The 11,976-nt window shown below is 60.3% G+C and carries 10 protein-coding genes; 4 read left to right on the top strand and 6 right to left on the bottom strand.

The window, feature by feature from the left end; genetic code table 11:
• Positions 1-24 precede the first annotated feature (24 nt).
• Positions 25-435, top strand: coding sequence for a PilZ domain-containing protein (locus tag BR24_RS06355; protein ID WP_496540653.1), 411 nt, complete (start codon positions 25-27; stop codon positions 433-435).
• On the opposite strand, the gene BR24_RS06350 is transcribed toward BR24_RS06355, so the two are convergent.
• The 4 genes from BR24_RS06350 to BR24_RS06335 form a co-directional block, all read right to left on the bottom strand.
• Entirely contained in the window at positions 407-1,801 is a 1,395-nt protein-coding gene (locus BR24_RS06350; protein WP_496540652.1) for a sigma-54-dependent transcriptional regulator, read from the bottom strand. The genes BR24_RS06355 and BR24_RS06350 overlap by 29 nt on opposite strands.
• Before the next feature lie 58 nt (positions 1,802-1,859).
• Positions 1,860-2,768 carry a TIGR01777 family oxidoreductase gene (locus BR24_RS06345; RefSeq protein ID WP_496540651.1) on the bottom strand — a complete coding sequence of 303 codons (909 nt, stop codon included), beginning with the start codon at positions 2,766-2,768 and terminating at the stop codon, positions 1,860-1,862.
• A gap of 75 nt (positions 2,769-2,843) precedes the next feature.
• On the bottom strand, positions 2,844-5,039 hold the full coding sequence (locus BR24_RS06340; protein ID WP_496540650.1) for a sensor histidine kinase: 2,196 nt from the start codon (positions 5,037-5,039) through the stop codon (positions 2,844-2,846).
• Between the two features lie 4 nt (positions 5,040-5,043).
• Entirely contained in the window at positions 5,044-5,601 is a 558-nt protein-coding gene (locus BR24_RS06335; protein WP_496540649.1) for a DUF4390 domain-containing protein, read from the bottom strand.
• A gap of 216 nt (positions 5,602-5,817) precedes the next feature.
• On the opposite strand from BR24_RS06335, the gene BR24_RS06330 reads away from it, so the two are divergent.
• The 3 genes from BR24_RS06330 to BR24_RS06320 are packed head-to-tail and all read left to right on the top strand — an operon-like array spanning position 5,818 to position 9,527.
• Entirely contained in the window at positions 5,818-8,220 is a 2,403-nt protein-coding gene (locus BR24_RS06330) for a Lon protease family protein (protein ID WP_496540648.1), read from the top strand.
• A gap of 9 nt (positions 8,221-8,229) precedes the next feature.
• Entirely contained in the window at positions 8,230-9,000 is a 771-nt protein-coding gene (locus BR24_RS06325; RefSeq protein WP_496540647.1) for a hypothetical protein, read from the top strand.
• A 59-nt stretch (positions 9,001-9,059) separates the two neighbouring features.
• Positions 9,060-9,527, top strand: coding sequence for a LysM peptidoglycan-binding domain-containing protein (locus tag BR24_RS06320; RefSeq protein WP_496540646.1), 468 nt, complete (start codon positions 9,060-9,062; stop codon positions 9,525-9,527).
• 578 nt (positions 9,528-10,105) lie between these two features.
• Here the strand turns inward: BR24_RS06320 and BR24_RS06315 are convergent.
• Positions 10,106-10,519, bottom strand: a complete 414-nt coding sequence (locus BR24_RS06315; protein ID WP_496540645.1) for a hypothetical protein — start codon at positions 10,517-10,519, stop codon at positions 10,106-10,108.
• Between the two features lie 57 nt (positions 10,520-10,576).
• Positions 10,577-11,866 (bottom strand): RHS repeat domain-containing protein, encoded by a 1,290-nt coding sequence (locus tag BR24_RS06310; RefSeq protein ID WP_496540644.1) that lies wholly within the window; start codon positions 11,864-11,866, stop codon positions 10,577-10,579.
• Between the last annotated feature and the right edge of the window lie 110 nt (positions 11,867-11,976).

The raw sequence follows: 11,976 nt of genomic DNA, 5'->3' as shown, positions 1-11,976 counted from the left end.
TCGGAGCTTTGCTAGGGTGGACGCATGATCGGCAGAGTGAGCAGTTGGTTCAAGCGAAAGTGCGGTTCGAACAAGCGAAACCGTAGCCGCGTGCATGTGGGGTTCCCCGCCTTCATTGAGGTCGGGGACGTGATTACGCCTGTGACCACGCAGAACCTGAGTATGAACGGCGCGCTGTGCACGGGGGCCGACTCCTTCATCGAAGGGGAGGCCTGTCAGCTGATCATTCCGGTGGCGGGTGGCATCCGCATTGCCGTGGAGGGTGTCGTGGTTCGCTCGGACGGGGAGTCCACGGCCATCCGTTTTACCGGCATGGACCCTGACAGTTTCACGCATCTGCGGCGGATGGTGGAGCTCAACGCGAATGACCCGGACCGCATTGAGCGGGAGCTGCGCGGGGAGGATCCTACTCCGCCTGAATGTCGTAAGTCTTGAGCTTGCGGTAGAGTGAGCTTCGCTCCATTCCAACCGCCTTGGCGAGCTGCGCCACGTTGCCGCCGAATTCCCTGAGCTTCGATTCCAGAAAACGCGCCTCGAAGTCGGCCCGGGCCTGCTTGAAATCCACGGGGCCCTGCTCGAATTCCTGCATGTGCGGCGCGTCGGGCTGTTCCACTTCGGGGGCCGTGCTGCGAACGGGGCATATCTCCGGCGGCAGGCGGTCGGGGGTGACGGTGTCTCCGGCGTACATGATGAACATGCGCTCCACGAAATTCTTGAGCTCGCGAACGTTTCCGGGCCAGCGGTAGGCCGAGAGGCACTGCATGGCCTCGTCTGCGAAGGCCAGCTGCTTGAATCCGTGCTGCTTGACGATCTTTTCCATGAACGCCCGGATGAGCAGGGGGATGTCTTCCGTCCGTTCGCGCAGGGGCGGCACCTCCAGCGGAAAGACTTTGAGGCGGTAGTAGAGGTCCTCGCGGAAGTTGCCCGCCTTGATCTCTTCGGCAAGGTCCTTGTTGGTGGCGGCGATGACGCGGGCGTCGACCTTGATCGTCTTGCGGCCGCCGACGCGCTCGAAGCTCTGCTCCTGAAGGATGCGCAGAATCTTTGCCTGCGTCTTGAGGCTCATGTCCCCGATTTCGTCGAGAAAGAGGGTGCCTCTGTGGGCCAGCTCGAATTTGCCGACCTGAGCGGTCTCGGCTCCGGTGAAGGCGCCTTTCTCGTGGCCGAAGAGTTCGGACTCGATGAGCTCCTCGGGGATGGCGGCGCAGTTCACCGCCACCATGGGCTTGTCGGCGCGCATGGACTGCGAGTGCACGGAGCGGGCGACGATTTCCTTGCCGGTGCCGTTCTCGCCGGTGATGAGCACCCACGCGTCGGTGGGGGCCACGCGTTCGATGACCTGACGCAGGTGGTCGATGGCCGGGGAGTCTCCGGTGAGGCGGGTGGTGCGGTCGCCGTCGATGCGGGAGCGCAGTTCACGGTTTTCCTGCTTGAGTCGCGCCACTTCGAGGGCGTTGCGGCTCGCGGCCTCGACCTTCTCCAGCGAGAGGGGTTTTTCGATGAAGTCGAAGGCGCCGTTCTTGAGCGCCTTGACCGCCGTCTCGATGTTGCCGTGGCCGGAGATCATGACCACCGGGATGTGGGCGTAGTCGCGGCCGACGACTTCGAGCGCTTCGAGGCCGTCCATGCCCGGAAGCCAGATATCCAGAAACAGGATGTCCGGATTTTCCGTCTTCAGCAGCTCCAGACCGTCCTCGGCGTTCTCCGAGTCCACCACATCGAGGCCTTCGTCTTCCAGAATGCCCCTGAGCGAGAAGCGGATGCTCTCCTCATCATCTATGATCAGTACTTTGCCCGCCATGAATCCCTCCGTGATAAGCTGACGCCGACCGACAGTGTAAGGCAAGCCGGGCCCGGCTTCAAGAACGGTTCAGAATATCCGGCAGCGCGTCCTTGAGCATGGGGAAGCGGAACTCGTATCCTGCCTTCTGGAGACGTTCGGGAAGGGCGAACTGGCCGTTGAGCAGCACCTCGTCCGCCATCTGACCGAAGATGAGCCGCAGCATGAAGGCTGGCGGGTTCAGTTTGTGCGGCCTGTTCAGGGTTTCGCCGAGGACGCGGGCGAACCGGCGGAAGGTGACTGGGGTGGGGGCCGTCAGGTTGTAGGGGCCGCAGGTCTCGGAGTGCTCCATCAGAAACTTGATGGCCCCGACCTCGTCCTTGAGATGTATCCACGAGACGCCCTGATCGCCCGAGCCGGGAGCGCCGCCGACGAAAAAGCGGAATGCCGGGAGCATCTTTTCCAGCGCGCCGCCGTGGCCGAGCACCATCCCGGTGCGGATGATGACGCGGCGGATGCCCATCTCGTCGATTTCCCGAGTGGAATTTTCCCACTTTCGGGCCACGTCGGCAAGGAAGCCCGTCCCCGACGGGGTATCCTCGGTGACGGGGGTGCTTTTATGGTGGCCGTAATAGCCCACGGCCGATCCCTGCACGAAGGCGCGCGGGGCGTCGCTGGCCTGTCGGATGCCTTCGATGAGGCGCTGTCCGGCCTTGAGGCGGCTCTGGAGGATTCGTTCCTTGACCTTGGGTGTCCAGCGTCCACCCGCGATGCTGGAGCCGGCAAGATTCACGATGGCCGTGGACGGATCGATGAGCGACGGCCACTCTCCCCCTTGCCAGGTGAATCCCGAGACGCTTTGCCCGAAAACTCGCGATACCGAGGACACGGAGCGCGACAAAACAATGATTTCATGCCCGGCCGCCATGAGGGTGGCGGCGAGCGACCTGCCTATGAAGCCGGTGCCACCGGCGATGATGACTCGCATGGTATACCTCCGTGTTGTGCAAACGTAGCACATCCGGGGCATCCACGCCACATTGCAAGGAAAAAATAAGGTGCGTCAGGCGAGGGGCAGTTCGACGCGGACCACGGTGCCGCGCGGTTTGTTGGCGTGGGCCGTGACCTTGCCGTGATGGTCCGCGATGATGGAGCGCACGATGGTCAGGCCGAGACCGGTGCCGCCCTTCTTGCGGGAGAAGTAGGGTTCGAACATGCGGGAGGCGCCGTCCTTCGGCAGTCCGGAGCCGTTGTCGGCAACGCTGACGACCACGCGGTTCTTTCTGGGCTCGTGGACCGCCCTGACGACCACGCTGCCGTCTTCCTGATTCTTGAGGGCTTCCTCGGAGTTGGTGAGCAGGTTGATGAAGACCTTGCCGAGAGCCTCGCGGTCGAAGGACATTTCGGGCAGGTCGTCCGGCAGGTCCATGCGCCAGTCTATGTTGCGGTGGGTGTTCTCGAACATGCCCACGGTCTCCTCCAGCAGCGGGCCGAGGTTGCCGGGCCGGGGCTGGACCTCGGGCAGCTTGGCGTAGGCGGAGAACTCGGAAACCATCTGCTGAAGCCGCTCCACCTGACTCACGATGAGGCCGGTACAGTCGTCGAAGACCTTGTCGTCCACGTTCTCGCCGAATTTTCGCTGCAGCCGCTGGGCCGAGAGCTTGATGGGCGTGAGCGGGTTCTTGATCTCGTGGGCGATGCGTCGGGCAACCTCGCGCCACGCTGCCAGTCGCTGGATTTTCTCCAGCTCGGTGATGTCCTCGAACACGGCAACCGTGCCGACCTCCGCGCCGGGGATGCCGGGCAGGGCCACCACGTTGACCAGCAGCTTGCGCACCCGCTCCGGGGTCTGGATGTCGAGCTGCTTCTGCCACTGCTCGCCGGGGTTGCTGCCCACCGCCTCGAGCGCCTCGCGCATGATGTCCGCGAACTCGCCGGAGAGCAGGGTGTGCGGCTTCTTGCCGATGAGAAATTCGCCGGGGGTGCCGAGGATCTGTTCCGCAGAGCGGTTGACGGTTCCGATGCGGCCGGAGGCGTCCATGGAGATGACGCCGGAAGTGATGTTGTCCAGAACCGCCTCGATGTAGCGGCCGCGGCGTTCCAGCTCCTGATTCTGCCTTGCCAGCCGTTCGCCGGCCTTGAGCTCGTTGTGGCGCGCCAGTTCAAGGTCTTCGGTCATGCGGTTGAACGAGCGCACGAGGAAGCCCAGCTCGTCGTCCGAGCGGTCTTCCAGGCGCACAGACAGGTCGCCGCGCGCGATGCGTTCGGTGCCTGCGGCCAGCGCCTGCACCGGGGCTGAGAGTTCCTTCGCCAACCGGAAACCGAACCAGATGGAACCGAGGATGATGAGCATGGTCATGACCCCGAGGGTCAGGTAGAGTGTCATCTTCCACGGGTATTTCAATGTTTTGAGTTTCTTGTATTCGTCCAGGCCGCGCACGATACGGTCCAGCTTGTGCAGCAGGCCGCGGCCCACGGTTTCGCCCAGAACGAGGAACCCGGTGGTGCCGTCGTCCACGGGCGTCACCCCGACGATGAGGTCGCTCTGCGGGGTCGGGATGATGGTGGACCACTGGCGGGGATCGGAGCGCAGGCCCTCCCAGTCGATTTTTTCCTGAATCTCGGGCCATGCCTTTTCCCACTGGGCCGAGTAGTGGGTGTTCTGCACCGACCCCTTGGGCGTGATGACCCCTACGAGGCTCAGGTCGTACTCCTCGAACTTGTCGCCCAGAAAATCGTTCATGCCCTTGCCGCCCCACGCGAAGCGACGGTCCACGATCTCGTCGATCATGTTCTTGCCGCGCCGCTGGAGCCTGTCCTGCGAGGAACCGTAAAAGGCCCGGCCCAGTTCAAGGGCCTGCTCCATGGATTCCTCCACCTGCCCTTTGAACCAGTAGTCCACGGAGGTCTGCACGAACTTCACGCTCACGAGGAACATGAGCACGGTAGGTATGAGCGACAGGGAGATGAAGGCCAGCACAAGCCGCGTTCGCAGCTTGGAGCCGAGGACCCTGCGGCGGCGCTCCAGCAGCAGCTTCACGCCGTTTCTAGTGACGATGAACAGCACCACCAGAAGCAGGATGAAGTTCAGGTTCAGCAGTCCGAGGAAGAGGTAGGAGTTGCCTCCGAGATATTTGAGCTCGACCCACGTCAGGACGGCGATGAGGGCGAAGCAGAGCCCGGCCGCGATCAGTTCGCGCTTGCGGCGGCGGCGCTCCTTCTGGCCCACCTCGTCTATCTTGATGTAGCGCGAAGTCATGGCGTCAGTACCTGAATTCCAGCGTGGAGGTCACGGTGGGGCCGCCCTGCCAGGACCAGAACAGGAAGGTCCGGGTGAACCAGTCCGGCACGTCCATGGGCATGAGCGCCACTTCCACTTCCAGCTGGTAGCTCTTGCCGCGTTCCAGACTGCCCCACGGGCAGAGGGGAATGGAGAACGATTTCCAGCCTTCGGCGAGCAGTGCGCCGAGGTCCTCGTTGCGCATGGCCTGCTCCTGCCCGGGCAGCATGAGCGCGAACTCCTTGGTCAGCGCGTCGTACTGCACGGCGCCCTCGATGGCGCTTTCGCCGAGGGTGGAGTTGAAAAAGAACCGGCGATTCAGGGAGATGGAGGCGCGACAGGCCAGCTTGATGCCAACGCCGTTTCGCAGGGTCTCGGCGATCTCGTCCGCGCCCTGAAGGGCCACGCCGAACTGCGCGGAGAGGGTGTCCCCCACGCGGGTGGCCGAGACCGATTCCAGACTGATGACCTGCGCCCGGGCCGGGAGCGCGGTCGCCAGCAGGATCAGCGGAACGAGCAGGCTGAAAAAGCGTTTCATCATGGTTCCCGAAGTGGTATCAGCAGCCGGGGGAAAGAACAAGCGGCAGGCATTGCCCGAACCGGCGGCGCCGGGTATCATGGCGCTCTCGGCAGGGGATTCTTGAATGCCGGAGCCGTTCCGGCTACCCTCCGGGGACAAGGTCCCGCCGAAACCCCCCGGTGCGCCCCCGCGGCGACCATAGTGGAACGGGACACGAACACACTGACACGAGGACGCATGAGCAATACACGTATGCCGCGCCCGCTGGCCGTTTCCCGGCTGCGCGCCGCGCTGGACCCCGCGAAGGTTCCTTTCGAGAACAGCGACGCCATACCGGACAGCGATCCGACCCCGTCGTTTCAGCCCCGCGCCATCAAGGCCCTTGAGCTGTCGCTGGCAGTGAGCGGGAACGAATACAACGTCTATGTGGCGGGCGAGCCCAACATGGGCCGCAGCCACTTCATCGGCAGTTTTCTCGGCAAACGCGCCCGCAAGGCGCCCACGCCGCCGGACTGGGTCTATCTCTACAACTTCGAGGACGAGGACCGCCCCGTGGCCGTGTCCCTGCCCGCGGGAGTGGGGCGCAAGTTCAAGAACGCCCAGCAGAAGGCGGTTTCTCGCCTGCGCTCGCGCATCCCGGCCCGGTTCGAGGAGGAGTCCTTTCAGAAAACCCACGACCGGCTGCTCAAGAAGTTCACCCAGCGTCGGGACGAGCTCTTCGCGCGCATGGAGGAGGAGGCCGAGAAGACCGGCTTTCGGCTGTCCATCGACGAGGACTCCGTCATAACGCTGGCGCCTATCGTGGACGGCAAGCCCCTGACCGACAGCGACTACGACACCCTTGACCCCAAGCTGCGCAAGGAGCTCAAGAGCAAGGGTGAGAAGCTGCTGGAAGAACTCTCGGACGACCTGCGCAGCATCAACCGCAACGAGCAGGGCCTGAAGAAGAGCGAGGACGACCTGCACCGTGATACGGCGCGCGACGAGGCCAAGGCCGAGATGCAGCCCCTGCGCGACGAGTTCGGCCACATCGAGGGGCTCAAGGAATACTTCGACGCGTTCGAGGAGTGCGTGGTGGACAATGTGGACCAGTTCACCGGCAAGGAGAGCGCCATGCCGTCGCTGTTCATGGACACCCAGAGCTCCGGCGAGGACTTTTTCACCCGCTTCGAGGTCAACCTGTTCGTGGACAACGGCAAGACACAGGGCGCCCCGGTGGTGAACGAAGACCACCCCACGGCGTTCAACCTGCTCGGGTCCATCGAGCGCGAGTCGGAAATGGGCGCGCTCTACACGGATTTCACGCTGGTCAAGGCCGGGGCGCTGCACCGTGCCAACCACGGATTCCTGATCCTCAACGTGGAGGACCTGCTGAGCAACCCGCACTCGTGGGAGGGCCTGCTCCGCGCTCTGCGTGCCGGACACGCCAAGATCGAGGATCCGGTAGAGCCGGACCAGGTCCGCGCGCGGACCATCGAGCCGCAGCCGATCCCCATCGAGCTGCGCGTCATCCTCATCGGCACGGACATCAACTATGAGCTGCTGCTGTATAATGACGACCGGTTTTCCAAATATTTCAAGCTCAAGGCGCATCTGCAACCCACCTGTGACCGCGACGCCCCCAACGTTAAGCGCTACCTGCGCGCGCTGGGGCGCATCGCGAGGCAGGAGAAGATGCCGCCGTTCAATCGCGAGGCGCTGGCCGGGCTGGTGGACCTCGGTTCCCGGCTGTCCGAGGACCAGAAGCGGCTGTCGCTGTATTTCCCGCTGATTCGCGAGCGTATGGTGGAGGCCGCGGCGCTGGCCCGGATTCGCGGTGGCGACGCGGTGGAGTATGCCGATCTGGCGCAGGCCATCGAGGACCGGGACTACCGTTCTGACCTGTATCAGACCGAATTCATGTCCGATTATGATCGAGAGGTCATCAAGGTGGCGACCGGCGGCTCGGCCGTGGGCGAGGCCAACGGTCTTTCGGTGACCCAGTTCGGCGACCACGAGTTCGGCCTGCCGCACCGTATCGCCTGCAAGGTGGGCGTCGGGCACGGGGGCATCATCGACCTCGAGCGCGAAGCGCAGCTGGGCGGTCCCATCCACACCAAGGGGATGATGATCCTCAAGAGCTATCTGGTGGGGCTGTTCGCACAGGACAAACCCTTGGTCATGACCGGCAGCCTGTGTTTCGAGCAGTCCTATGCGGGCATCGAGGGCGACTCCGCCTCCGGAGCCGAGCTCGCCGCGCTGCTTTCCGCGCTCTCGGGCGCGCCCATCAACCTGTCCTACGCCTTTACCGGGGCGGTAAGCCAGAGTGGCTGCATCATGGCCGTGGGCGGCGTGAACGAGAAGGTCGAAGGGTTCCACAGGGTCTGCTCGCGCCGTGGCCTGACCGGGGAGCAGGGCGTGCTTATCCCGGCGGACAACGCGGTCAACCTCATGGTCAACGACGATGTGGTGCGCGATGTGCGTGAGGGCCGTTTCCGCATCTACCCGGTTTCCACCATCGAGCAGGCCATGTATGTACTCACGGGGATGAAGACCGGCGTCCGCAACGCACAGGGGCGATTCCCCAAGGGCACGCTCTACCGCATGGTGGACGACAGGCTGGCCGAGCTGGCGGATCTCGCCAAGAAGAAAAGCAAGTAGGGAGGGGGCATGTCCCGCAGCTGGATTCGAGCAAAACTACCGGAGTTCGTGCGCGACCTGTTTCGCATGTTCTGCCACTCCTCCGTGGCGCTGAACCGGGAATTCGAGAGCTTTGACGAGGAAGGCGTGGTCTGCTTCGAGTGTCTGCGGGACCTCGTGGGCACGGAGATGGACAAGGGGCTGCTGTGGCGCATGAAGGACACGGCGCACCACGTGTTTCGCAACGATCCGGAAAAACCCGCGGAAGGACAGTTTCTCGACTGGGCGCTTGGCTATATCTTTCACGAAACCGTGAAGCTGCGCGAGGACGCGTATCAGCTCCAGAACTACGGCCCCTGGCTCCAGGAGATAATGGAGGAGGACGCGCACGGGCCGCAGCAGGAAGTCTCCGGGCGGCTCGTGGAGGTGCTGACCCAGACGCGAGAGAGTATGCGCAGGGAGATCGACAGGATACGCTTTTTCATGGATAACTGCCGCACCCTGCTGCCGGTGTATCTTGTGCGGCACCGTGACAATGCGCTGCTAGCGCGGTTCATCTTCTCGCACGAGGAGCTTGTCAGGAACGCTTTCGGCAGTGATTACGGCATGCTGATGGAGGGCGTATACAGAGACGAGCCGGAGCGCATGTACGTGCTGGCCTGCCGGAGCCTCCGCATGGGCGGCTGGTTCGCGGAAGCCAACCGCGCCATAGAGGCCGCGCTTCAAGAACGTCCTGAAGGGAAAATGGTGTTGCAAGAAAAAAAAATAATTGATAATTGGGCCAGTAGGATCAAGTCCTGAGCTTACATTGAAGAGTGAATTCTAAAGACGTCAGAACAATACTTGAGAGGAGGCCGTCGATGAAGAAACTGCTGCTGCTTGCAGTCGCCTGCATGATGATTTTTGCATGGGGCTGCTCCAAAAAGGTCAACCCCGAGCCGGAAGTGGTCGTGGTTGAAGAAGAAACCACCGTTGTCGAAGAAGAAGTGGTCGTGGACCCGATGGCCGTGTACAAATCCCAGTACGACAGCCTGCCGACCACCCACACCGTGACCAAGGGTGAGTGCCTGTGGTGGATCGCCGAGTACAAGCAGGTGTACAACGATCCCTTCATGTGGCCCCTCATCTTCAAGGCCAACCGCGGTCAGATCGACAACCCGGACCTGATCTACCCCGGCCAGCAGTTCGAGATTCCGCGCTACGGCTTCACCCTCGACGAAGTGAAGCAGGCCCGCAAGGAAGCCGGCGCTCCGTGGAAGGACCTTGAGCCCGGCCCGGACGCCTGGGTGCCCGCTGAAATGCGCGCCGCCCTCGGCTACAGCTTCTAAGTCGGCCGACGATGAAGATTCGAAGCCCCCGCATCTGCGGGGGCTTTTTTTGTGTCTAATCGGTTTGTGTGTTCTTGGAATATCAAACCCATCAGGGTCGCGTGGAGCAGTCCGTGGTGGGTCGAAATCAGCTTGCGAGAAGTGCAAGGATTCAGGATTCGTAGATGTCAGGGTGTCCTTCTCGTTCCGGGATGGCGCGGTGGTATTGAAGGAGATGCTGTTTGTGCGGACCCGGATTCTTCTGAATTATATTTCAGTAAGGACGCCTCTTTTGGAGAGTTCTTCTCTGGCGTTGTTAACTTTGGTTGCAATGATTACATGCCGGCCGAAGAAGGATTTTTCATTAAGGGTGATTAACACCTCAGAAGACTTATGAAATAAAAGTAAAAGTTGTGTAGATGATGGGCGCTCTTTATTTCGCTGTAGGGGACGAATTTGCGCCAGAAAATCCTGTTCAAGAGGACTCCGTTTTCAGTGAATCTGTAAAGTCCCCGTATAGTAGGTCCATTGCCAAGTAGAGACTTCTGGCCCAAACTGCCGGAAGTGTCTACTGTTAGCTGGCCCTAAGATGGGGGACGTTATAATGGTTTAAGATGAAATCCTCTTTTGATGAATTCTTCTTTTGCGTTGTTCAAATTGTCTGAAAGAATGTAGTATAGGTCGAATGGAGATTCTCCTTTGATCAGTATCGCCGGTTTTCTGTAAGGACCGAAATCCCAACTATATTTATAATACACATGCCGAATGTTGGAGTAAGGGATAAATTTATGCCTCCAGATCGTTTTTATACGTATACCTTCATCTGTGCATTCTATAGGGAGGGCCATATGTGCAAAAAGAAAATTTACAATTGAAATTACTACGATAAAATGAGCTTTAAAAAGGAGCGATGCTGATATTAATGGTACGAACATGTATGCAAAGGCAGAAAGGATATATGATGCAATTCTTGTAAAATTAAAGCATAAAAGGGTGATCCAGGAATAAGTCATGGGGTCTCCTTTACAAAAGGCCGCCAAGGCGGCCTGTGAATGTTGAGTGAATTCATTTCAAAAAAAATCATCAAGAAAATCTAATGAAAATGTTGTTGTATCCTCACGTGTGACTGAGGTAGAAACTGGGGTAAGGTCTACTCCATAGGAAATGTTGTAGTTCTCTCCATCGTAGCCATCTCCGGATACTTTTTCCATGCCAACATTAAATGGGATAGTCGGGGGACCCACAGAAGCGCCAGCTTTTCCAGAGGTTCCAGAAATCTGGTCCACGGATTCAGCATTGGTTCTTTGATAGGTACCGGTAAAATCCGCACCGAATCCAGAGGATGCACCATATTCGCTGCTTAGCTCCAACACTCTGTGCCCGTTGTCGTCTTGCGAAATCATCACACTGCCACCTGCTTTAGCGCCAAAGCCGGAGAGACTTCCCCCGATTCCTATCCCTTGACTGTCCAGCCCTGTCAGGTCCACCGCATTGATGGGGTCGTCGAGACAGTATCCGTACCAGTCGGGGTCGCCGCCTGCGTTGCCGATGGGGTCTTTGGCGGTCCAGCGCCCTGTGTCCGGGTCATAGTCTCGCCAGCCGAAGCGGACCAGTCCGGTGTCGGAATCGGCAAGTCCGCCGGCAAAGCCGAACGGAATGCGAAAGCGTGGGTTGGTGTCCCTTATGATGTTGCCGAAGCTGTCATAACGGATTTCCTTTACCATGTTGCCTGAGTGCTCTGCAACAGCCACAACACTGCCGATTTGATCGATGCAGAAGTTGAAATGCAGGTCACTGCTTCGCATGGCAACCGGAAGTCCCAACCGGTCGTAGTCTATGCACCAGAGTCTCTCTCCATCGTGCCATCCGGTAAGGTGAAAGCGATCCTTCCACGCGTATCCGGCGACCAGTTTGCCTTTGACATACTTGACGGCACGAAGTCCGTCTTCATTATGCCCATAACTGATGTGGCGGCCGTCGGGGAGTCTTACCGCTTCCAGTCGATAGTCCGGAGCGTAAGCGTATCTTGTTGTGCCCGAGGGGGTGATCCGGGAGCATCGAAAGCCGTCGAAATCGTGTTCGAAGCGGGCATCACCTGCGCTCAGAAGCCGGTTGTCCCGATCGTACGTGAATCGACGGCACCCCTTTCCGCGCAAGGGATTGCACTCCTCGCTGCGACGGCCCTGTCGGTCGTATATGTATTCCTCCGCACCACAACCGTCCCGTCGAGATCGGACCAGTCTGCCGTCTTGGTCGTAGTCGTACTCCCACACGACCGGTTTCCCGTTTGTTTTTTCTTCCTTGCGGACAATGCGGCCCTTCGCATCGTGCTGTAATGAAATCTCGTACAACCTGCTCATGATGATATCTCTTCCAGACTGCTTCGTTCCCGGCTTCATGCGGGGAATCGGAACCATCATACATCGACATCGGAATACAAAGCGTTTCCGGCTTCCGCACGGGCGTTTTT

Source organism: Pseudodesulfovibrio halophilus DSM 5663 (assembly GCF_059568665.1).
The sequence above is the reverse complement of the archived record's forward strand: the minus strand, read 5'-3'. Positions and strand labels throughout refer to the sequence as shown.